Source organism: Mycolicibacterium pallens, assembly GCF_019456675.1.
GTDB lineage: Bacteria > Actinomycetota > Actinomycetes > Mycobacteriales > Mycobacteriaceae > Mycobacterium > Mycobacterium crocinum.
This window is the reverse complement of record NZ_CP080333.1, coordinates 465,776-486,243: the sequence shown is the minus strand read 5'-3', so window position 1 is coordinate 486,243 and position 20,468 is coordinate 465,776. Positions and strand designations below refer to the sequence as shown.

The following is a 20,468-nucleotide window of genomic DNA, read 5'->3' as shown; positions in this document are numbered from 1 at the left end:
ATCACCAGCGCGGCATGAGAGGCGGCAACCAGTGACCACCAAGGACAAGTACACCGAGGTACCGACGCCCTACTCCTGGGAGGTCCCCAGCGCCGGCGATGCGCGCTTCACGTGGGAGTACGACGAGGGCCGCTCCCGGCTTCTGTCCCTGTATCAGAAGGGCAAGGACAAGCAGTGGGATGCGCAGTCGCGGATCGACTGGACCCAGGATGTCGACCCGATGAACCCGGTGGGCTTGCCTGACGAGTTCCATCCGCTGTTCGGCAGCCCGATGTGGGACGCCGCCGACGATGCCCGTCGCGCCGAGATGCGCCAGCACTTCCAGGCCTGGCAGTTCTCGCAGTTCCTGCATGGGGAGCAGGGCGCGATGGTGTGCGCTGCCAAGATCGTCGAGGTTGTCCCCGACCTGGATGCGAAGTTCTACGCGGCCACTCAGACGATGGACGAGGCGCGTCACGTCGAAGCCTTCTCGCGGTTCCTGCAGGAGAAGGTCGACTTGGTCTATCCGATCAACACGAACCTGACCTCGCTGTTGGAGGACACCCTGCGCGACTCGCGTTGGGACATGCCGTATCTCGGTATGCAGGTCCTGATCGAGGGACTCGCGCTGGCGGCGTTCGGCGTGCTGCGCGACATGGCGGCGCCGGACTCACTGGCCAAGCAGGTGCTGGCCTACGTGATGCAGGACGAGGCCCGACATGTGGCGTTCGGCCGAATCTCGTTGAAGGACTACTACTCTCAGCTGACCGAGGTCGAGCGCGCCGAGCGCGAAGAGTTCGTCGTCGACGCCTGCTACCTGATGCGCGACCGGTTCCGCGGTGAAGAAGTCTTCGAGACTCTCGGCCTGGACGTCCAAGCCTGCGCGGAGTGGGTGGACACGTCGCCGCTGATGATCCAGTTCCGCTCCCACCTGTTCAGCCGAATCGTGCCGATCGTCAAGGACATCGGACTCTGGGGCGATAAGGTGCAGAAGGCCTTCCGCGACATGGGCGTTCAGGACATGGCCGACTTCGACATCGAGTCGATGATGAAGGCCGACGAAGACCAGGCCGAGCAACTCGACAAGGCCCACGCCGAGATGGCAGCACGGGCCACCGAGGTCGACGAGGTAATCGCGGCCGGCATGAACTAGAGCCCGCCGGAACGCCTTACCAAACCCGCACGTAGTCGACGAGCATGTCGGCCGGGTAGTTGCCCGGCCGCGGATCGCCACCACCCGAGCCGCTGACGGCCAGGTTCAGCACCGGGAACAGCTTGTAGTCGGGGAAGTTGAACGGCCAGTCGTCGAGGGAGTTCGCCGGAACCGTGAAGTATGGCTCGGCACCTTCGACGTAGTCCTTCCAGAAGTACATCCCGGTGTCGTTCCAGGTGACTCGCCAGGTGTGCCAGTTACCGTCGATCGCGGTCGGTTGAGTGGCGAATGACGTGCCGTCCAGACGTGCGTGAACCGTTGTCCCCGAAGGCCATTCGCCGTTTCCGTACCACTCCGCGAGGTCGACCTCACCACCGACTTCCGGGTGGTCGTTCATCAACCACCAGGCCGGCCAGCATCCGGCGGTCAGGCAGTTGAACTTGATCCGGGCTTCCCAGGTGGTTCCGATTCCGCCCCACCAGTTTCCGATGACCTTGCCGCTGACGTACTTGTTCTTGTTGTCGCGCGTCGCCCGGATCACCAGGTTGGAGTTGCCGTCCAGAAACACGTGCTCACGATCGTCGCGGTACTGGCCCATGTTTTCGGGCCGGTCCCAGAACACCGGATTCTTGATCAGCTCGCGCGCCTGCGCCATGTGCCACTTCGAGGGATCCGGCGCCGAACCGGCCGGTCCGTCGAACTCGTCGTGGAACAAATAGGTCGGCGTCGACGTGGTCTGCGGGGGTGCTTGCGGGCGAGTCGGCGTGGCTCCTGCCACGGGCATCGGCAGCGCGGCGGCGACTGCGCCGAACCCCGCCATGAGCATCAGGCTTCGACGATCAATATCTGGCACCGCTAAACCATAGAGCGGAATACTCGCCGCGCTTGTCACCGGGGGCATCTGTTGTACTCCGCCTCCCCAAACGCCCGGTGAATGGGCCGTTGATCTGCGCGAACGGACCGACGAACACGTCGCGACACGTATCGCGGGCAGCCGCCGCCACGCCGAGGATTCGCTTACGCCACCGCTAATTCACGACGGTTGACTTCGACAACATCCACGCAGCGCCAGCCCTCGCGCGCAAACACGCGGTGACCTCGGATTCTGTATCCGCCGGACGGATGAGGACAGGTCCCTGTGAGACCGCTGGGTAACCCCGGCGCCAGCCTAGGGCAAGCATCGGGAACCGCGCCGTTGCGCGTTTGGGGTGGCTCTGACCAGCCCCCTCCTCTACGATGCCCTAGAGCTAACGAAGGGTCAGCAAATGGGGTCACACAAATACGTCGGGTACGTTGGCGGAGTCGCGGTTGCGGTCGGGGTGGGCGCGGCTATTGCCGCTGCAGGCCAAGGCGTAGCAAGCGCTGACACCGGCAAAGCGGATTCCTCGAGCGCCTCGGATTCGGCGAAGCCCAGCGCCGGACCGAAGAAGTCGACCGCCGGCGCCGCCAAGCGCACCAAGCCGGTATCGAAAACCGCCGACAAGGTCAGCAGCGCAGCAGCTTCCGACTCCAAGGCCGCCGCCTCGACGTCGACGCCGACGCCGACGAGCGTGGTCACCACCGCCGCCGATTTCGAGGCCGCGCAGGTCGAGAAGCTCGAGAACCTGTTCAAGGGGCACAGCGCACGGAAGCCCGTCGCAGCCGCGGCCACCGACAGCGGCACCACAACGTCCACGGCGGCGACCAACACGACGCCCACGGCCGCCGCCACCGCCGCCGCCACACCTGCGACAGCGTTCTGGAACCCGTTCCGGTGGATGCCGCCCGAGCCGGCCCCGCAGGACATGCCCGGCCCGATCTGGACTCTCGAAGAGTCCTTCATGGCCGTGTTCCCGAATCCCGTAAAGGCGGTCGCCCGTGAAGGATTCGAGCTCGGCTACCGTTTGACCCAGATGATCCCGTGGGTCAACATCATCGTCCCGGTGACCAACATCATCACCGAGCTGCCCGATGCATTCGCCGGTGACAAGGCCGCCGCCCAACGCGTCATCAACAATCTGATCGTCACGATCCACCCGATCGCAGTGCTGTACTACGGCTACAACGAGATCGCCGACGTCCTCAACCTCGAGGCACCGGCCCTGCAGTTGCAGTCCTGGTTCATCGGCTCGCTGTGGAACCTCTTCGATCCATTTGCGTTGCTGCACAACCGCGGTGAGTCCGGACTGCCCCTGTCGACGACGACCCCGCCGCCGGATCAGGTGACCCCGGAGGCGACGGCCACCACGCTCGCCGCCGCGGTGACCCCGACGGCCAACCTCACCCTGCCGGACATCCAGCTGCCGGATGTGGTCAACCCGTTCCCGGCCGACGACCCGAAGCCCTACGGCATGCCCACTGCGGTGTACAACACCGAAAAGGGTTTGGTGGCAATCTTTCCCGCCGAGGTGCGGCCGGTCGTGCGCGAACTCTACGAGGCGAGCTGGCGGATCTCCCAGATGGTTCCCGGCCTGAGCGCCGCGGTGCCGATCGCCCAGTTGCTGCCGGCGCTGTACCAGGCGGCACTCGGCCACCGCGACTCCGCACAGACCGCGATCAACAACGTGCTGCTCGCCACCACCGCCCTGTCGATCCTGTACTACGGCTACGACGAGCTGGCCGATCTCCTCAACGTCGAAGCGGCGGCTCAAGACCTCAAGGTTCAGATCTACGCCGCGGTGTGGGATGAAGCCGATCCCAACGGCTACCTGCACGTGCCGGGCCACTCGGGTCTGACGACCGTCTGACCCGAGTGCTGCGACGCCGCTCCGCGACTCGGCGGAGCGGCGCGCTAACCGGTGGTTGAAAAAGCTGGTTTCGACCCGCCTCTGGGCGGGGATATTAAGCCAGCACCACTCGACCACTGGGGGCAACGATGAACGACGGGGATAACGCTTCGGGCGAGGTTCTCCGCACGCTGGGCCTGATGTTGAATTTGTCGGCGATCGTGGCATTCGCCCTGTTCCTGAGCACGCTGTCACCCACCGGCTCAGGCCCGTCGGCACTGGCCGGGACGATCACGATCGTCGCGTTCCTGGCTAGCCTGCTCTGCTTCGCCATCGACCGGCACCGCACCGAGGACGTGAACCCGCGCGTCGCTGCTGCCCCAGCGACCGTCGCTGCCGAGGTCTAGACTTCCGCTGTGCCGACTGTCGCCCAGCACCTCATCGCGGCGCTGAAAAGCAGCGGCATCAACCGGGTCTACGGGCTCCCCGGCGACAGTCTCAACGGTTTCACCGACGCGATCCGACGCTCCGAGGACATGACGTGGGAGCACGTCCGCCATGAAGAGACAGCCGCGTTCGCCGCTACGGCCGAAGCGGCGCTGACCGGTCGGCTCGCGGTGTGCGCCGGTAGCTGCGGCCCCGGCAACCTGCATCTGATCAACGGCCTCTACGACGCACAACGCACTCGCGTACCCGTGCTGGCCATCGCGGCTCACATCCCGCTCAACGAAGTGGGCACCGGCTACTTCCAGGAAACGCATCCGCAGGAGTTGTTCCGCGAGTGCAGCGTCTACTGCGAGTTGGTCAGCACCCCGGAGATGGCCCCGCGTCTGGTCGAGATCGCCATGCGGACCGCGATCGAAGAAAACGGAGTGGCGGTCCTGGTGATCCCCGGCGAGGTGTTCCTGGCCAAACTGCCCGACCGGGAGTGGAACACCAAACCGGTGCTGCCGACCCGATCGGTGCTGCGCCCCGACGACGAGTCGCTGCGCCGAGCGGCCGACATCCTCAACGCCGGCTCGCGGGTGACCATCCTCGGCGGCGCGGGAACCGCCGGCGCGCACGCCGAACTGATCCACCTCGCCGAGACGCTGAATTCGCCTATCGTGCATGCCTTTAGGGGCAAAGAGCACATCGAATACGACAACCCATTCGATGTCGGGATGACGGGGCTACTCGGGTTCGCCTCGGGGTACAAGGCCATCAAAGAAGCCGACGTGCTGCTGATGTTGGGCACCGACTTCCCGTACTCGCAGTTCTATCCCGAGGACGCCCGCGTCATCCAGATCGACATCCGGGGCAGCCATCTGGGCCGGCGGACGCCGGTCGATCTCGGCTTGGTCGGTTCGGTGAAGGACACGATCGATGCGCTGCTGCCGCTACTGTCACGCAAAGCCGACCGGACGCACCTGGACCGGTCTCTGCACCACTATCAGCGCACCCGCAAGTCACTCGACGCGCTGGCGGTCAACGACCGCGACAAGACTCCGATCCGTCCGGAATACGTTGCCGGCGTGGTCAATCGGCTCGCCCACGACGACACGGTGTTCACTTTCGACGTCGGCTCACCGACCATCTGGGCGGCTCGGTACCTGACCATGAACGGCAGGCGACGACTCACCGGATCGTTCACCCACGGCACGATGGCGTGCGCGTTGCCGCATGCGATCGGCGCGCAGACCGCCCACCCCGGTCGACAGGTCATCGCACTCGCCGGGGATGGCGGGCTGGCCATGCTGTTCGGCGAGTTGCTCACCCTGGTGCAGAACAAGCTTCCGGTGAAGGTGATCGTCTTCAACAACTCGTCACTGAACTTCGTCGAGCTCGAGATGAAAGCCGCCGGAGTGGTCAACTTCGGCACCGAACTGAAGAACCCGGACTTCGGTGCCGTCGCGCAGGCGATCGGAATCTTCGGCCGCCGCGTCGAACACCCCGCCGATCTGGAGCAGGCGGTGGCCGATGCGCTGGCCCACGACGGGCCGGCGCTGGTCGACGTGGTGGTGGCTCGCCAGGAATTGTCCATTCCGCCAGCGATTTCCGCCGAACAGGCCAAGGGTTTCACCGTCTACGCGATCCGCACCATCCTGGCCGGCCGCGCCGACGAGTTGCTGGACCTGGTGAGCACCAACGTCGCCCGTCGCATCCTCGACTAGTTCGTCCGCTCGGCCCACCCGGCCGGCAGGTCGCCGGGTGCCACGTCGATCACCGAGTCGTCGTCTTCGCCGACGGCCTCGAACAGCGTGATGTAGGCGAACTCGGGCACCACATAGATCGGGTAGGTCGGTCCTTCATCGCGGTACGCACGCATCTCGTCGAGGTGATCGTTCTGAAAGCACACGGTGCGTTCACCGTGTTGACGAATCCACTGCGGGAAGAAGATGACGCCGTGCAGGCGACGCTTCCCCGGCATCACGTTGACGGCGACGGAAGTTCCGGTCGGTTCGGTCCAGGAAATCTTGAAGCTGTCGTCGTCGAGCTGAACGAGATCGACCTGTTGGCCCTTGACCCATCTGCCACCCACGTGCCCGGAATGGATGCGGTAATCGATGGTGTGGTCGTTCTTCACGTACATCTCGTACTGCCAACCGTTGGCATAGGTGTAGATAAAGCGGTGCCCGGTGATCGCTGACAAGTCTTGCGAGGGAATCGGATGCTCGACGCTGGCCACGAAAAGAAGCGTGCCCAACCCAACCGTTCTCAAACAGGGACCCGGCGAGGCAGAATCGGAATAACCACCGCTATGCTGAGTCGAGTGCACTTAACCCAGCATCGCTACGAACCGAGGGAGCCATGGCCACACACCGCGCCGTCCACGTGAAATCAGCCAACGCCCCGCTGGAGCTGACGGAGGTGGAGACCAGCTCGCCGCCACCGGAACACGTGCGGATCGCGGTCAACGCGTGCGGGGTGTGCGGCACCGACCACGCCTTCGTCACCGGCTCGTTCCCGAACCTGACCTGGCCCATCACTCCCGGACACGAAATCGCCGGCACCATCGCCGAATTAGGTTCGGGCGTCGAGGGATTCGCAGTCGGCGACCGTGTGGCAGTGGGCTGGTTCGGCGGCAACTGCACCAGGTGCCTGCCGTGTCGCAAGGGCCAATTCATGCAGTGCGTGAACCTCGAGGTGCCGAGCTGGAACTATCCCGGCGGCTACGCCGAGTCGGTGATCGTGCCGCGCACAGCGCTGGCGCGCATCCCCGACGGATTGTCGTTCGCCGAAGCCGCACCGATGGGGTGCGCGGGAGTGACGACCTACAACGCGCTGCGCACGACGCGCGCGGTGGCCGGCGATCGCGTCGCCGTCCTCGGCATCGGCGGGCTCGGACATCTGGGTGTGCAGTGGGCCCGCGCCATGGGTTTCGAGACCATCGCGATCGCGCGCGGCGCGGGTAAGGCCGATGACGCAAAGGAACTGGGCGCCCACCACTACATCGACTCCACTGCGAGCGACGTCGGCGAGGCATTGCAGGCGCTCGGTGGCGCCCAGGTGGTGCTGGCCACCGCTGCCAACTCGGCGGCCATGGCGGCCACGGTTCCCGGCCTCGCACCGCAGGGCGAGCTGGTGATCGTCGGGGCCACGTTCGATCCACTACCGATCACGCCGGGCGACCTGATCTTCGGCAACTTCAGCGTGGTTGGGCATCCGTCGGGCACCTCCGCAGACGTCGAAGACACCCTGCACTTCGCGCTGCAGTCCGGGGTGCGCGCCCGCATCGAGGAGCGGCCGCTGGCCGAGGCCGCCGAGGCCTACGCAGCGATGGACGAGGGCCGTGCGCGCTACCGCATGGTCCTGACGATGTAGTTACTCGGGCTGGTCGTCGGCGCTGTCCGAATTCTCGGACGCGTCGAGCACGCTGACGTCAATGCCGTACGGCAGGAACCGGACGTTGCGGGTGGGGTCGGTGTTGTGCTTGTTGGCGCGCAACGCGTCGAGTTCGTTTCGGTAGACCTGCTCGACGTGGGCCTTGCCGGCGGCGTCGGTGGTGTAGATGGCCCACACGCCGTCCCCCGCCTCGCCCGCGGTCTCCGGCTGCGACCGGGGCCGCGAGTGCCGGGTGAACTCGTCGAACAGGCCGCCGAACGCAGCACCTTGCCCCGAGCTGCTGAGGAATCGCCCGAAGGCGTCGCGCAGGCCTTCGCTGGCCTCGCGCACCACGCGATCGATGTCGTCGGGATCGAACCCGAACGGTCCGTTGTTCTCCATAGCTGCCAGTGTGCGCGCAGATGGCCGTCGCGTCGACAAGATGAACTTCGCGCACGGCGAAACCGTGTCCCGAATATGTCTGCTTCCGTGCGAACCCGTTTCCTCAGCAGCTCCGCGGCCGCCGCAATGGTCGCGTTCTCGATCACTCCGTTGGCGCCGCCGGTCGAGGCCCGCATCGCCCATGTCGCGGTCCCCGACATCGAACTCACCGCCGCGCCGATCGGGGCGATACCCCTGGCGTTTCTGCGCAATCAGTTGACGTTCTGCGGCCTGATCTGTCCGTTCATCGTGCAGGGCGCGGTGACGATTCCGATCGGTGTGGCGCAGGCGCCGGCCACTTTCCTCCAAACTCTCGTGCAGACCGGCAACGTCGTGGGCTCGCTCGGAGCAGCGGCGGCAGGAGTGACCATGCCGGCGGACGCCGCGGTCGAGAAGATCATCGGCAACGATCTGAATCTTGTTCTGCCCAAAGCACAGGACACCCTGGAGGTCGCCGTCGTCCAGGCGATGGATGTGCTGTCCGGCCAGACCACACCCGGTGCCGCGCGCAACAAGATCCTTGACGCGTTGAACCAATCGCCCGGGCAGCCGACGGTGCCCACCGGGGCGCATGGCCTTATTCAGGTGGCCACCGTCGAAGCGATCAACGTCGCCTCAGCGGTGGCGTTTCAGGCCGGCGAAACGCTGCTGTTAGGCGTTGTTCAGACCGCCAACGCCGCAGCCACGACGCTGGCGAGCACCGGCAACGTGCGCGCCGCGCTGTCGGCCGGGATGACACAGGCCCGCTCGGTGTTCGACGTGATGCGTGGCCAGGTGTCGACAGCGGTGAACACCGCCGTTACGAATATCAAACTAGCTGCGGGACAGCCTGTTTCAGCGACCGCCGCGGTAAAGGCTCAACGGCAGGTCCGCCATGGTGACGAAGCCGGCCGGGGCATCGCACACCGCACCAATAGCGTTCACAGCCTGCATCGCGGTCGCCACGCTGGCTGATCGAACGTGTTCCTCTAGCGGAACATCGCGGCGGAAGCTTGCCAGTGTCATCAGATGCGCCCGCATCGACGGCGTACCTTCGATGGTCACGGTCCACCCGTGCTGAGGAGTCGGCCAGTGTTTGGGCTGCGGTTCGCCGACGGTCCACAGGGTTTCGACTTCGACGACCGGCTGGCCGCCGCGCCGGCCCGTCCACTGCCAGTGCTGACCCGCAACGGTTCCGGCGCGCAAGATGCGGCCGCACACATCGCGGTCGGCGCTGGCCGGAATCACCTCCAACTCGGTGGTGACCTCATCAACTCCGAGGCCCAGAGCATCGCCGAGGAGCCAAACTTGTTGCTGGAAGAGCTCACTGGTGAACCGTAGGCCGTCGGTCTGGGCCGTCACCTGGTCGAGCGGGCTTCCGAAGTGCATTTGGTCGAAGGTGATCTCGGTGCTGTCGTAGACCGACCAGTCGGCACGCTCCTGCACCCTGACGTGCTCGATAGTCCGCGATAAACCGGTCAACGCCAACGGCACCACCACACCGAGGTTCCCCGGATTCAGCCCGGTGCCGTGCAGGGAGCTGTTGCCGTGCGCGCAGGCCTGCTGAAGCCGGTCACGATCGGCCGGTTCCATCCGCGCGGGGTGAAACGCAAACGCGGTGGTGATCAGATTGGCGCCGGACGTCAGGATCGCGACGGCATCGTCGACCGACGGATGGCGAGGCGCGTACAGGACGGCGTCGACGTCAGCGGTGTCAACGTCGATCGTCGCGGTGACACCGATCGGATCCCGCCCGGCCAGCGCTCCGGCGTCAGTGCCGACCTTGGTCTCCGAATAGACCTTGACACCAACCAGTTCCAGGTCCGGGTGGTCCAGGATGCCGCGGATGGCTTCGACGCCCACCGCCCCAGTGCCCCATTGCACCACGCGGTAGGTCACCGGCTACACCACCGTCAGCGGAAGTGAGCGACGTTCTTCGAACACGAAGGTGACGCCGTGGCTGAACTTGGTGACCTCCACCTCCGGCGAATCCTTCGCGGCGGTCTCGGTCTTCTCGAATTCGGCGGTCCAGTCGGCCTCGGTGCCGGCGATCCGCACGGCGATGTGCGGATCGACTGCGGTCGCAATGGCCTGCAACGGCGCCGGGGACGCCGGGGAGCACAGCGAGATCCACGATCCGTCCTCATGCGACGGCGACGGATGGACGTGTAGCCGGCCACCTTCGACCTCGGCGACGACGTAACCGGCCGGGTTGAACAGCGGGTGCAGTTCGAGCACTTTCGCCAAACCGTCGAAGTCGTTGGACAGCTTGAGGGCTCGCTGAATACGCTCCGCTGCGACACCGGCGATGCCGGTGAGTTGCTTGGTGCAGATGTCGGTGGCCAGCTCGGTGTTGTCACCGGCACGGGCACGCACGGCGATACCGAAGGACAGGTTCAGCAGGTGCATCTGCAGCACCACCTCGTCGGCGATGCGAACCAGCGCGGAGTGCGAGAACGCCCCGAAGTCGACGTCAGACACCAGCGCACCCGAATAGTCGGCTTGCCCTTCGTCATTCGGATCGATGGGTGCCAGCTCCCAATTGGCGGCCCGGGTCTTGGCCACCACAGCAAGCGCCGGGATACCGGTCACCTCGGGGTAGGACTCATCGATGATGACTGTCCACGCGCAGTGCGGCGTGCGGTCGGCGGGCGTGCGCGGCGGGCGGTGGATGGGACGCACCTGCGCCCTGGCATTGGTGGCGACGGCGGTCGCGTCGAACGTGGGGTCCTCAATGTCGTGGCACATGCCCTTGACGTATTCGGGCCCCATCGGTTCAACGTCGAGCAGGGCGCCGCAGTGGTCCAGGTGGAATTCGCCGTGCCAGCGGTCGTGCACCGTGTAGCGGAAGTCCATGAATTGCGGCGGGGCGCCGATGTCGAGCTGCAGTCCCTTGAAGATCGTGAAGATGTCGATGCCCTCGTACTTCAGGGCCTTCTGCATACGTTTGGTGTAGATCGGGCTGGCGCCGGCCCACTCCTCGATGGCGATCTGCAGCATCTCGGGCCGGCCGAACGACTGGATGCACCACGCCATCCCGGACCGGTCGATCATCTGGCCGATCAACAGCAGTTCGGGCACCAGGGTGGCGAGTTCGGCCCGCGACAACTGGGCATAACGACTGAGGGGCTGGCTCATAGCCGAAACATAGTCGGCTCAATGTTATAAAGTCAACAATGTGAAAGCGCTCGGCACTCCCCCCACGCGGCAGACCCAAGCGCCGCGCAAGCGGGGCGATGACACCCGGGCCTTGATCATCGACGAGACCGTCCGCTGCGTGGTTGAGGAGGGCTTTCAGGCCGCGACGGCCAAGCACGTCGCGGAGCGCGCGGGGGTCACATGGGGCGTGATCCAGTACCACTTCGGTGACCGCAACGGCTTGCTCATGGCAGTGGTCGACGAGGGCGTGGCCGGCCTGCTGAAGAGCCTTGGCGAGGCGGACGTTGCGGATCTCGGCTTGCGGGAACGGATCGAAGTCGTCGTCGAGACCGCGTTCCGCTGCTACAGCAGCCCGACCTCGTTGGCGGCGTTCGAGATCCTGCGGGCCACCCGCGGCACTCATGGCGACAGCGCCAAACGGCACCTCATGGAGATCAACACCGCGATCAATCAACTGGGACGGCTGATCTCCGACGATCCCGGCGTCGCCGAGGTGATCTGGTCGTCGTTGCGCGGCATGGTGTTGGTCGAGATGATCGTGGACTCGCATCTGGAGTGGGAGCGTGAACGTCAGCTCCTGGTGGACATGGTCACGCGTTATTTGCAGGGCTGAGTCAGCGAACTCCGTCACCGCCGTCGGTCATCGTGTGGGCCATCACATGACCCACGCCACACAATCGCTCGATGTAGCCAAACTCACAGGGCCAAAGTTGATTTACCTGAAATTAACAACGACGATCGAAGGGTTCCTCCAATCAGGCGATCCCTGATTGGTGGACGTCTACAGCAAAAAACCATCCCCTGAAGAACCGGGGGACATCAAGGAGTTGAGAACAATGTCGTCGATTGCGCAGTTCCGCAAAGACATGAAGCGGGCCATGACGCGTCGCCGTCTGTACGCACGCATCAGTGCGTTGCCGCCGTCAACGGTGCGCGAGGAGCTCGTGGCCATCGCCCAGCGCTACGAAGCCGAGCTCGGCTGATCTAAGTCCTTCTCGGGGAACAGCTTTCGCATCACCGCTCCGGCGAGGACGCCGACCACGATCAGTGCGATGCCCACTGGTGCCGGGAACGAATCGCTGACCCAGCCGGCGATGTCGATACCGATCACGAAGCCGGGCAGCCAGTCGAGAAGCTTGCCGAATGATGGTGGGGCTTCGGCGGATTCGCCGGTGGCCGCAAGAAACTTGGCGCGTGCATAGTCGGGGTAGAACTCGGTGATGGCCACGGCGATCAAAGTCACGGCAAGCTGCACGATCCAGCCGGTCCAGAAGTTGTCGCCATCGTGCAGCACCGCGTCGCCGAATGTGCCGACGGCCGTGTTGATCAGGAAAGCGCCGGCCCACACCGCGCTCAGGATGTAGTTGACCCGGATGAACAGCGGGCTGCCCCAATGTTCGCGGTCGACGGTGTCGCGGGCGTAGGCGATGGTGAACGGACGGCGGATCGCGAGAGTGGCCAGCGCGTAAAGGGCCAGCAGTCCGTTGGTGATTTCCCCGGCCCACAACTCCAGCCAGTTGACGAGTGCCGGGGAACCCCAGACACCGAGGCCGACGAACGCGGCGAAGACGACCGCGCCGAAGACTTCGAGGGAATGCACTTTGATGCCGCGGCGGCTGCCCGCCCACATGACGATGAGGGTGAGGCCCAACGCGGCGGCCGCAGCCTGCCCGAAACGGCCCGGCCCCGACATGATCGCCATGACAATCCACGGGGCGATGCCCGAGAGCGGCGAGCGCAGGAAACCGTCGACGAAGTTCGTTCGCGGGACGGTGGCGTCGGGCTTATCCGGTTCAGCCATTGAGTCATTGTCACCGGGACAACTGCCCCCGTCGACAGATTCGGTGTGCTGCAATGACCGGCATGGCTGATGCGGAAGCAATCGAGGCGATCAAGCAGGTCAAGTACCGCTATCTGCGGGCGCTGGACACCAAGCATTGGGACGACTTCGCCGACACTCTGACCGAGGACATCGTCGGTGACTACGGCTCCTCACTCGGTGAGGAGCACCGCTTCACCAACCGCAAGGATCTGGTGGAGTTCATGCGCAAGTCGATGCCGGCCGGGGTGCTCACCGAACATCGCGTCACGCATCCGGAGATCAGCGTGGACGGCGACGAGGCCGAGGCCATCTGGTACCTGCAGGACCGGGTCATCGTGCCGGAGTTCAATTTCGTTCTCGAGGGCGCGGCGTTCTACCGCGACCGCTACCGCAAGACGCCCGACGGCTGGAAGATCAGCAAGACCGGATACGACCGCACGTACGAGTTCACGATGTCGACCGAGGCGCTGAACTTCAAGGCGACGCCGGGCAAGGCGATCAACCCGAACCCCTAGCTACGTCGAGCGTGCAGCTCGTCGTCGACGATCGGCCGCGGAGTCGACGACAGCCTGCACGCTCGATGCGTCATTTCGCGACGGCGATGAGCGCGCCGGGCTGAAGCCAGCGCATGATCTTGACGAGGGTGTCGTCGTCGAGGGAGACACAGCCGGCGGTGGGTCCACCGTCGGTGGTGTGGACAAAGAAAGCGCCGCCGTTGCCGGGGACGCGAGCCTTGTTGACGCCCATCACGATCGCGTGGGCGTACTGCGGGATGTAGAGGTTCTCGGTGCCGCTGGCCGGGTCGGTGTCGAAGGGGCAGTCGGCCTTCTTGCAGACCTGCATGGTGTTGTAGGTGGGGCTTTTCATGTCGCCGTCCCACCAGTGGTCGCGGGTGACTTGCACGTACTGCAGTCCGCCGCCCGGGTTGGGCTGGGTGCCGAAGGCGAAGTCGAGGGTGAAGATGCCCATCGGCGTTTTCGATTCACCGTCGTGGGACTGCGGCACCATGCCATTGGCGCCGACGTGGGTGGGGACGCCGACGAGGACGGGCTGCCAGCCGTTGGCGCCGCGCTGCCAGACGTCCATCTTCGCGGTGGCTCCGCCGGTGCTGACAACGGAGAGGACCTGGGTGGCGTTGCCGACGTTGGCTTGGAACCACGGGGTTTCGGCGTGGCTTGGTGGGGCTGAAGACAGCGCGAGCAGTGCCGCACTGAAGGCAGCACAGATCGAGACGACGACTCGGCGCATCGGTTCATGCTCCCTGTGAAGTTCCTGGCGGGTCAAGTCAAGGTTCGGTGACGGTTGCGTCTGGGCCAGCTAACGATGTGTGGATGACTTCGATGACTTGTGGGCGGTTCTAGAAGCGCCTGAACTGGGTGTACTGGCTGGTGAGAGCGGGTATTGCCGTTGTTGGTGAATAGCGGACCGGCAAACGCAGGGGATACGATTCCGACATGTCACAAGCGCCGTACGGACCCGGGCCAGCAGGACCAGCTCCGTGGCAGGGCCCACCCCCCTCGGGAGGCCCGTCGCGGTTGCCGACGATCATCGCCATCGTCATTGCAGTAATCGCGATTGCGGTCGCGATTGGTGCGTGGTTCAGGCCTGCGCCAAAGCCTGAGACTCCGGCTGCGAAGACGTACAGCGATCAGGAGACTGCTGATGCGAAGAAGGCTGTGTGCGATGCATACGATTTAGTGCACCAGGCAATCTTGACCACGAACAACAAGAGCGGCGGATCCGACCCGACAGCTGTTTTGGCAGTTGCCAGTAACGGTCGTCTCGCAGTACATGCCGGCGGGCAATACTTAACTGATGCGTTGAGCCGATACCCCGCGACACCAAATGACCTCGCTCGAAGCATCACCGACCTAGCTACCACTTTTCAGAAACTAACGCTCGAATATCTGGCAGAGACGCCGGACTCTGAACAGGAGCCTTTACTGCGGAGCGCAGATGACGCCACCGCCCAGATCAAACAGAACTGCAAATGAGTGACTTACCGCCGGGCGAATGGTCTGAGTTGCTCGTCGGCCACCAATGGCCAGGCGTAGCCTCGCTCACGACGCTCACATCGGCAGCCGCCAATCGAGGATTGCTCAGTAGCGAATTCGAGACCTACGCTGACATGCTGCAATCGCTGCGGACCGGCCCACTCGGTCAGCAGGAGGGGATCACAGCTGAAGATGCTCGCGAGGCCTTCAGCAATGGAGAGAGCCAAGCGCGGGCGATCTCTGAAAGGAACGCGGTAAATCAGGAGTCATACAACGCGGCCCACCGCTCGACCCAGTATCTCCGAACTCACCTGAATGAGATCGCGCAACACGGAAATTCCGCGATCCAGGCGATTCAGCAGTCGAAAGATCCGGTACCGGTCAAGCTGGGAAAGATCGTCGATGTTGTGGTGGACGCGCAATCGCAAGCGAACAGTGCCGCGGCCAGCAGCTGTGACAACGTGTTCGCTGCAACTCAACGCGTTCTTGAAAAGTCAGATGCCGGAATGTCCGCCCGCGAATTCGCGCGCTCTAACGGAATCGATCTCGAGCGAGCATTCTCGTCCCCTAATCGCGACCAAATCCAAAACCAGGTATCGCAACTTCTCAACAAACCCAATCACGTCGGGTCGTCGGACGGAGCAGCTCTTTTCTCGGGAGCAGGTACATCCTCTGGCTTGACCGGCGGCGCACATGGGGACGGCTCGCATTCCAATGAACCAGTTGGCGCATCCAATTTGGCCGGAGGGTCCGGCATCACCGGTACCAACGCATCACCATCGGCTACGACAGGTGCGGTGCAGCCCGGCGGTACCTCAGGACTTCAGAAGGGCGGGACCGCGGGTACAACCACGACACCGGCGGTAACACAACCCGCAGCTTCCACCAACGCGAATCCAGGCGGCGGAGCCGGCCTGACCGGGAGTCTGAATACTCCTGCAACGAACGCGGGTCCCCAACAAGTGGGGTCGACTGGCGTTGCAGCCGCAGCGCCTATGCCTGCAATCAACGCGACCGGCGCCGCCGCTCCAACCCAAGGCGTGCCATCTGCGAGCATGTCGACACCACAATCCTCCCTACCCTCAGCCCCCACCAACGCCCTCTCCCCCGAAGGCTTTGCCCAAAACTTCAACAACGGCGCCCAGGCCGGCAACCCGGTGTCGGCTGGCACGGAAGCGTTGTCCAACACCGCATCGCATGCAATGCAGCCGCAGACCCCGATACATCCCGAGAGCATGGCAGCACCGCCGATGGCGCCCACCGCGCCGACCGCAGGAGCGCCGCTCTTCGAAACTGCCCATGCTGCACCGACTTACGATGCACCGCAGGCGCCAGCAGCCACACAGCCAGACACCACCCAGGCCTACGTCGCGGCCCCCGCCGCGCAAGCGCCCGTCATGCCGTCGACCGCTGCCCCCGCCGCTCCCCAAGGCCCGCTGCCCGCCTACGGTGCAGACCTGAGGCCCCCCGCGGCCACCGCACCCGCAAGTCCCCCAGCCATGCCGACCGCCGCAGCCCCGGGCTCGGCCCCCGTCCACCCGTCCGCGGGCACCCAACTCAACCAACCCGCGGTCGTCCGCCAAGCACCGACCGCCGCCGGAACAGCCGCCCCAGCACCCGCCGGGCTCACCGAAAATGCCGTCGCCTCAACTACAACCGGCGCGATGGCCGGCGCCAGCGCCGCCCAGACCCAAGCGCAACAGCGCCTCAGCAGACTCCTCGACGCCGTCGCCCGCCAAGAGCCCAAGCTGCGCTGGGCCATCGGTGACCGCGAGGACGGCAATACCGTCCTGGCCACCGACCTTGCCAGTGGCTGGATCCCGCCGCACGTCGAAATCCCCACCGGCATCAAGCTTCTCAAGCCCCGCAGTCGCAACAGAACACTCGACGCCCTACTCGGCGAGACCACACTCACCGCCGCCTACGCCCCCGGCCAATACCTCCCGCCCGCCGAGGACGCCCAACCCACCCCGATGTCGATCCGTGCCCGCGACACCGACGACGTCGAGGACCTCGGGTGGGAGCTCTCCCAAGCCACCAAATGGCGCGACGGCCTGCCCCGCCTGGCCCACACCCTGGCGAAAGCCGCATCGACCGGCACCGGCTACCTCGACTCCGAAGTCGAACTCCTCCGCGAGCATCTGGCGACGGTCGAGGGCAAGGTCCTGGGTGACTACCCCGATCATGTCGACACCGCTAACGTCGGCAACTGGCAGCTCTTGGCGACGATCGACGCGCTGATCAAGGGCGAGAAAACCGCTGCCAATTACCACTTCGCGTGGTTTCAGGCGCTGAATCTGGCAATGAAGGGAGAGGTGCACCGATGACCGGTGGTGGACAGCTCAACTTCACTCAGGGCGGTTACGGGTCGGCCAACGCTGCGAACGTGCCCCCACCGCCCATCAGTTCCGACCCGCTCGTCGCCGGCGCAACGCCCATCGAACAGCTGCTGCGTGTCCTCGGTTTGGCCGCCAATCTCGGCGACCCCAAAGACAACACCGAAAGCACCGAGGAGCACGCCAAGCGCGACTTCAAGACCGCTGAGGCAGCCGCGAAATTCCCCGCCCAGGATGAGCAGGCCAACGCCGAGATGAAGGGCGTCGCGGGTCAGGGCCAAGCCGATCAGATGGCCCAGCAGCTTCCACAGATGGCCTCCCAGCTCGCCGGCGCCCTGGCCGGTGCGATGGGCGGCGCTTTGCAGCCCCTGGCCCAGATCCCCCAGCAGGTCGCGCAGGGCGCTCAACAAATGATGCAGGCCGGCATGGGCATGATGCAGCAAGCCGGCGGACAAGCCGCTGAACTCGACAAGGCCAGCCTGACCGACCCACTGGGTGAATTCGGTGAGACCCCCGGCGAATTGGGTTCTGGTGGAGGCGGATCCGGTGCGGGTGGCGGCGGGATCGGCGGCACCTCACCGACCGCGATGCTCGGCCCGCCTCCGGTGCCCGCGGCCGGCACCTCGCCGTCGGCAGCCAATACGCAAATGCCGGCACCGCGCATGGCCACGCCCACGTCGGCACCTGCCGGCGGGATGGGCGGCATGCCGATGATCCCGCCCGGCGCGATGCATGGTGCCGGAGGATCGGAAAAGGACGCCAAGCCCGACACCAAGCGGGTGTCCGTGCCGACTGTGAAGAACGGTGCACCGGTGCAAGGGCGCATCACCACCCCACCGCCTGCCAACCCACAAGTCACCAAGAAGGTCGACGGCAAACCCGTCGCCACACGGCGCATCATCGTGCCCGACAGCAAGCCGACAGACGAGGCATCCGGCGAGCCCAAGTCCTGATCCCGATACCGTGGAGCGATGACATCGCGCAGCTTGCTAGACGCTAAGGGCATCCGTCAGATCACGGGCGGGCTGGGCACGCTGGACCGCGAGGTATTCGAGGCCGTCGCCGAATCGCCGAGCGCGCTCATCGACAAGACGATGCCTGTGCTGACCCGCGCGGCCGACCACTCCAAGCTGTGGTTCGCCATCGCGGCGATTCTGTTCGCGTCGGGCTCGCCCTCGGCACGCCGAGGGGCCGGCCGCGGCGTCGCGACGTTGGCCGTCACCAGCCTGGTGACCAATCAGGGCGCCAAGCGCATCTGGAAGCGCGACCGTCCCAACCGCACCCTCGTGCCACTGGTGCGGCGATCGCGCCGTGTCCCGACATCGAACTCGCTCCCGTCCGGCCACTCGGCCAGTGCCGCCGCGTTCGCCGTCAGCGTCGGGCTGGAGAACCCGCCGCTGGGGCTCGGTCTGTCGCTGCTGGCGGGCTTGGTCGGCCTGTCCCGGGTCGCCACCGGCGCGCACTACCCCGGCGACGTGTTCGCGGGCTTCGGCATCGGTGCCGCGATCGCGGTGCTCGGCGGCCGACTGGTCCCGCCGATCGTGCCGGCCAAGTTGATGTCGAATGAACCGCTGGTGATCGACACCCCGGAACGGCCCGACGGCGACGGCGTCGTGCTCGTCATCAACCCGGCCTCGGGCAGCGGCACCGGAACCCGGGTCATCGACGAGGTCCGCGAGAAACTGCCGAAAGCGGAGATCGTCGAACTCGGCGAGGACGACAACCCGGCGGAAGTCTTTCGGCAGGCCGCCCAACGTGCCGAGGTGCTCGGGGTGGGCGGCGGCGACGGGACGGTGTCGTCCGCGGCCAGTGTCGCGATTTCCGCGGGCCTGCCGCTGGCGGTCTTTCCCGCCGGGACGTTCAACCACTTCGCCAAGGACATCGGCTGCGACACCGTCGATCGCACCGTGTCGGCCATCCGCTCCGGCAGCGTCTCCTGTGTGGATTTGGTCTGCCTCAACGAGGACCAGATGGTGATCAACACAGCCAGCATCGGTGCCTACCCGCTGTTCGTCCAGACCCGGGAGAAGCTCGAGCACAAGGTCGGCAAACCACTGGCCGGCCTGTACGCGATGCTTCACACATTGCGCAAGGGCACACCGGTTCGAATCCGGTTCGACAACAAGACAATTCAGACGTCGTTGTTCTTCCTGGGCAATTCCGTCTATCTGCCATCGGGTTTCGCGCCGGCCCGGCGGACCCGCATGGACGACGGCCTCATCGATGTCCGCATTTTGGAGACCGGCAAGCGGCTGAGTCGGCTGCGCATTCTCACCGCGGTTGCCCTCGGCCGCCTGGAACGCAGCCCGCTCTACCACGAGATCCAGGCCCCGGAATTCTCCTTCGAGGCCGTCGACGGCCCGACACCGCTGGCCCGCGACGGTGAGATCGGCGACGACTACGACAAGGCGACGTTCACCGCGAAGTATCGAGTGCTGCCGGTGTTTCGGCCGCTGAGCTGAGCGGGCGCGGCGGCACCAGTCGCACACACAGCAGGAAGTAGAGGTAGCCGAGCGCCCAGCCGGCCAGCACGTCGGACGGGTGGTGAACGTTGAGCACCACCCGCCCCACACCGACCACGACGATCAAGACGCCCCCAATGCAGGCCAGCACCAGCCGGAGCCGACGGCTGATCTGCGGCCAGAGCACCGTGAGCAGGGCCAGCACGCCGACCATCACACCGAGAGCGTGTCCGGACGGAAACGACGTCGACGACCCGTAGGCCAGCGCCGTCGCCGGGCGGGGCCGACCGGCGAGGTATTTCGCTCCCTCGGTGACGAGGCCCATCAGGCCGACGCTGACGACCAGAAACAGCGCGGTAGCCAGCTTGCGGCGCACCAATGCCACAACAAACAGCACTAGCGCGACCACCCGAAAGCCATTCGGGCCGAACACCACGCAGAACACCACCCAGAACTGCACCCATTCGGGGCGCTTGGCACCGAAATTGTGGAATGCCTGCAGCAGGTCGGTGTCGACGGCATCGAGCCACCCCCAGTTCAGCGCGTAGCCGACCCACATCGTCGCGTAGACGGCCACAGCGACGACGACCGACGCGATCAGCCAAGTTTTTTTCGATGCCATCTCTTCTTGACT

21 protein-coding genes are annotated in these 20,468 nt (G+C 65.3%); 13 read left to right on the top strand and 8 right to left on the bottom strand.

Translation table 11 applies throughout. The annotated features are described in order from the left end of the window. Positions 1-31: 31 nt before the first annotated feature. A complete protein-coding gene (locus K0O64_RS02195) occupies positions 32-1,132 on the top strand; it encodes a ferritin-like domain-containing protein (protein ID WP_071947966.1) in 1,101 nt (366 codons plus the stop codon). Between the two features lie 16 nt (positions 1,133-1,148). On the opposite strand, the gene K0O64_RS02190 is transcribed toward K0O64_RS02195, so the two are convergent. After that, complete coding sequence (locus K0O64_RS02190) at positions 1,149-1,976, bottom strand: glycoside hydrolase family 16 protein (RefSeq protein ID WP_225933804.1); 828 nt, start codon at positions 1,974-1,976, stop codon at positions 1,149-1,151. A 421-nt stretch (positions 1,977-2,397) separates the two neighbouring features. On the opposite strand from K0O64_RS02190, the gene K0O64_RS02185 reads away from it, so the two are divergent. The 3 genes from K0O64_RS02185 to poxB all read left to right on the top strand — a co-directional run bounded on the left by K0O64_RS02185 (position 2,398) and on the right by poxB (position 5,990). Beyond that, on the top strand, positions 2,398-3,858 hold the full coding sequence (locus K0O64_RS02185; protein ID WP_096309684.1) for a hypothetical protein: 1,461 nt from the start codon (positions 2,398-2,400) through the stop codon (positions 3,856-3,858). Positions 3,859-3,986: 128 nt separating this feature from the next. After that, positions 3,987-4,244, top strand: a complete 258-nt coding sequence (locus tag K0O64_RS02180; protein WP_096309683.1) for a hypothetical protein — start codon at positions 3,987-3,989, stop codon at positions 4,242-4,244. A 9-nt stretch (positions 4,245-4,253) separates the two neighbouring features. Further along, positions 4,254-5,990 carry a ubiquinone-dependent pyruvate dehydrogenase gene (poxB, locus tag K0O64_RS02175; protein WP_096309682.1) on the top strand — a complete coding sequence of 579 codons (1,737 nt, stop codon included), beginning with the start codon at positions 4,254-4,256 and terminating at the stop codon, positions 5,988-5,990. On the opposite strand, the gene K0O64_RS02170 is transcribed toward poxB, so the two are convergent. Further along, on the bottom strand, positions 5,987-6,505 hold the full coding sequence (locus K0O64_RS02170; protein WP_096309681.1) for a phenolic acid decarboxylase: 519 nt from the start codon (positions 6,503-6,505) through the stop codon (positions 5,987-5,989). The two genes, poxB and K0O64_RS02170, sit on opposite strands and share 4 nt — an antisense overlap. A 122-nt stretch (positions 6,506-6,627) precedes the next feature. Between K0O64_RS02170 and K0O64_RS02165 the strand changes: the two genes are divergently transcribed. Beyond that, a complete protein-coding gene (locus K0O64_RS02165; RefSeq protein ID WP_096309680.1) occupies positions 6,628-7,641 on the top strand; it encodes an alcohol dehydrogenase catalytic domain-containing protein in 1,014 nt (337 codons plus the stop codon). Here the strand turns inward: K0O64_RS02165 and K0O64_RS02160 are convergent, their stop codons facing one another. Beyond that, a complete protein-coding gene (locus K0O64_RS02160) occupies positions 7,642-8,043 on the bottom strand; it encodes an Rv0313 family protein (RefSeq protein WP_071947973.1) in 402 nt (133 codons plus the stop codon). Between the two features lie 150 nt (positions 8,044-8,193). On the opposite strand from K0O64_RS02160, the gene K0O64_RS02155 reads away from it, so the two are divergent. Then, positions 8,194-9,036: a hypothetical protein gene (locus K0O64_RS02155; protein WP_220045975.1), complete on the top strand. Its 843-nt coding sequence runs from the start codon at positions 8,194-8,196 to the stop codon at positions 9,034-9,036. Here the strand turns inward: K0O64_RS02155 and K0O64_RS02150 are convergent. Continuing rightward, positions 8,917-9,960 (bottom strand): NAD(P)H-dependent amine dehydrogenase family protein, encoded by a 1,044-nt coding sequence (locus tag K0O64_RS02150; RefSeq protein WP_096309679.1) that lies wholly within the window; start codon positions 9,958-9,960, stop codon positions 8,917-8,919. The two genes, K0O64_RS02155 and K0O64_RS02150, sit on opposite strands and share 120 nt — an antisense overlap. A 3-nt stretch (positions 9,961-9,963) precedes the next feature. Next, positions 9,964-11,199 (bottom strand): hypothetical protein, encoded by a 1,236-nt coding sequence (locus K0O64_RS02145; protein ID WP_096309678.1) that lies wholly within the window; start codon positions 11,197-11,199, stop codon positions 9,964-9,966. Between the two features lie 40 nt (positions 11,200-11,239). Between K0O64_RS02145 and K0O64_RS02140 the strand changes: the two genes are divergently transcribed. Together K0O64_RS02140 and K0O64_RS02135 are read left to right on the top strand one after the other, a co-directional pair. Then, positions 11,240-11,833 carry a TetR/AcrR family transcriptional regulator gene (locus K0O64_RS02140; RefSeq protein ID WP_096309677.1) on the top strand — a complete coding sequence of 198 codons (594 nt, stop codon included), beginning with the start codon at positions 11,240-11,242 and terminating at the stop codon, positions 11,831-11,833. A gap of 160 nt (positions 11,834-11,993) precedes the next feature. Continuing rightward, positions 11,994-12,203 carry a hypothetical protein gene (locus K0O64_RS02135; protein WP_071947977.1) on the top strand — a complete coding sequence of 70 codons (210 nt, stop codon included), beginning with the start codon at positions 11,994-11,996 and terminating at the stop codon, positions 12,201-12,203. Here K0O64_RS02135 and K0O64_RS02130 read toward each other — a convergent pair. Next, positions 12,182-13,021 carry a DUF3159 domain-containing protein gene (locus K0O64_RS02130; protein ID WP_096309676.1) on the bottom strand — a complete coding sequence of 280 codons (840 nt, stop codon included), beginning with the start codon at positions 13,019-13,021 and terminating at the stop codon, positions 12,182-12,184. The genes K0O64_RS02135 and K0O64_RS02130 overlap by 22 nt on opposite strands. 53 nt (positions 13,022-13,074) lie before the next feature. On the opposite strand from K0O64_RS02130, the gene K0O64_RS02125 reads away from it, so the two are divergent. Next, positions 13,075-13,557 (top strand): nuclear transport factor 2 family protein, encoded by a 483-nt coding sequence (locus K0O64_RS02125; RefSeq protein ID WP_096309675.1) that lies wholly within the window; start codon positions 13,075-13,077, stop codon positions 13,555-13,557. A 70-nt stretch (positions 13,558-13,627) separates the two neighbouring features. On the opposite strand, the gene K0O64_RS02120 is transcribed toward K0O64_RS02125, so the two are convergent. Then, entirely contained in the window at positions 13,628-14,290 is a 663-nt protein-coding gene (locus tag K0O64_RS02120; protein WP_096309674.1) for a L,D-transpeptidase family protein, read from the bottom strand. 287 nt (positions 14,291-14,577) lie between these two features. Between K0O64_RS02120 and K0O64_RS02115 the strand changes: the two genes are divergently transcribed. The 4 genes from K0O64_RS02115 (at position 14,578) to K0O64_RS02100 (ending at position 19,834) form a co-directional block, all read left to right on the top strand. After that, positions 14,578-15,036, top strand: a complete 459-nt coding sequence (locus K0O64_RS02115; protein ID WP_125477365.1) for a hypothetical protein — start codon at positions 14,578-14,580, stop codon at positions 15,034-15,036. 1,055 nt (positions 15,037-16,091) lie between these two features. After that, complete coding sequence (locus K0O64_RS02110; RefSeq protein ID WP_164519997.1) at positions 16,092-17,363, top strand: DUF5631 domain-containing protein; 1,272 nt, start codon at positions 16,092-16,094, stop codon at positions 17,361-17,363. Continuing rightward, positions 17,360-18,325 carry a hypothetical protein gene (locus K0O64_RS02105; protein ID WP_096309672.1) on the top strand — a complete coding sequence of 322 codons (966 nt, stop codon included), beginning with the start codon at positions 17,360-17,362 and terminating at the stop codon, positions 18,323-18,325. Before K0O64_RS02110 ends, K0O64_RS02105 begins: the two co-directional genes overlap by 4 nt. A gap of 18 nt (positions 18,326-18,343) precedes the next feature. After that, on the top strand, positions 18,344-19,834 hold the full coding sequence (locus tag K0O64_RS02100; protein ID WP_071947984.1) for a bifunctional phosphatase PAP2/diacylglycerol kinase family protein: 1,491 nt from the start codon (positions 18,344-18,346) through the stop codon (positions 19,832-19,834). On the opposite strand, the gene K0O64_RS02095 is transcribed toward K0O64_RS02100, so the two are convergent. Continuing rightward, positions 19,788-20,456 carry a phosphatase PAP2 family protein gene (locus K0O64_RS02095; RefSeq protein ID WP_096309671.1) on the bottom strand — a complete coding sequence of 223 codons (669 nt, stop codon included), beginning with the start codon at positions 20,454-20,456 and terminating at the stop codon, positions 19,788-19,790. The genes K0O64_RS02100 and K0O64_RS02095 overlap by 47 nt on opposite strands. Between the last annotated feature and the right edge of the window lie 12 nt (positions 20,457-20,468).

Bases quoted from the DNA above. Each gene is read 5' to 3' on its own strand.
- K0O64_RS02145 (WP_096309678.1), bottom strand. From the start codon at position 11,199: ATGAGCCAGCCCCTCAGTCGTTATGCCCAGTTGTCGCGGGCCGAACTC.
- K0O64_RS02120 (WP_096309674.1), bottom strand. From the start codon at position 14,290: ATGCGCCGAGTCGTCGTCTCGATCTGTGCTGCCTTCAGTGCGGCACTG.
- K0O64_RS02185 (WP_096309684.1), top strand. From the start codon at position 2,398: ATGGGGTCACACAAATACGTCGGGTACGTTGGCGGAGTCGCGGTTGCG.
- K0O64_RS02160 (WP_071947973.1), bottom strand. From the start codon at position 8,043: ATGGAGAACAACGGACCGTTCGGGTTCGATCCCGACGACATCGATCGC.
- K0O64_RS02125 (WP_096309675.1), top strand. From the start codon at position 13,075: ATGACCGGCATGGCTGATGCGGAAGCAATCGAGGCGATCAAGCAGGTC.
- K0O64_RS02095 (WP_096309671.1), bottom strand. From the start codon at position 20,456: ATGGCATCGAAAAAAACTTGGCTGATCGCGTCGGTCGTCGTCGCTGTG.
- K0O64_RS02105 (WP_096309672.1), top strand. From the start codon at position 17,360: ATGACCGGTGGTGGACAGCTCAACTTCACTCAGGGCGGTTACGGGTCG.
- K0O64_RS02180 (WP_096309683.1), top strand. From the start codon at position 3,987: ATGAACGACGGGGATAACGCTTCGGGCGAGGTTCTCCGCACGCTGGGC.
- K0O64_RS02100 (WP_071947984.1), top strand. From the start codon at position 18,344: ATGACATCGCGCAGCTTGCTAGACGCTAAGGGCATCCGTCAGATCACG.
- K0O64_RS02130 (WP_096309676.1), bottom strand. From the start codon at position 13,021: ATGGCTGAACCGGATAAGCCCGACGCCACCGTCCCGCGAACGAACTTC.
- K0O64_RS02165 (WP_096309680.1), top strand. From the start codon at position 6,628: ATGGCCACACACCGCGCCGTCCACGTGAAATCAGCCAACGCCCCGCTG.
- K0O64_RS02110 (WP_164519997.1), top strand. From the start codon at position 16,092: ATGTCGACACCACAATCCTCCCTACCCTCAGCCCCCACCAACGCCCTC.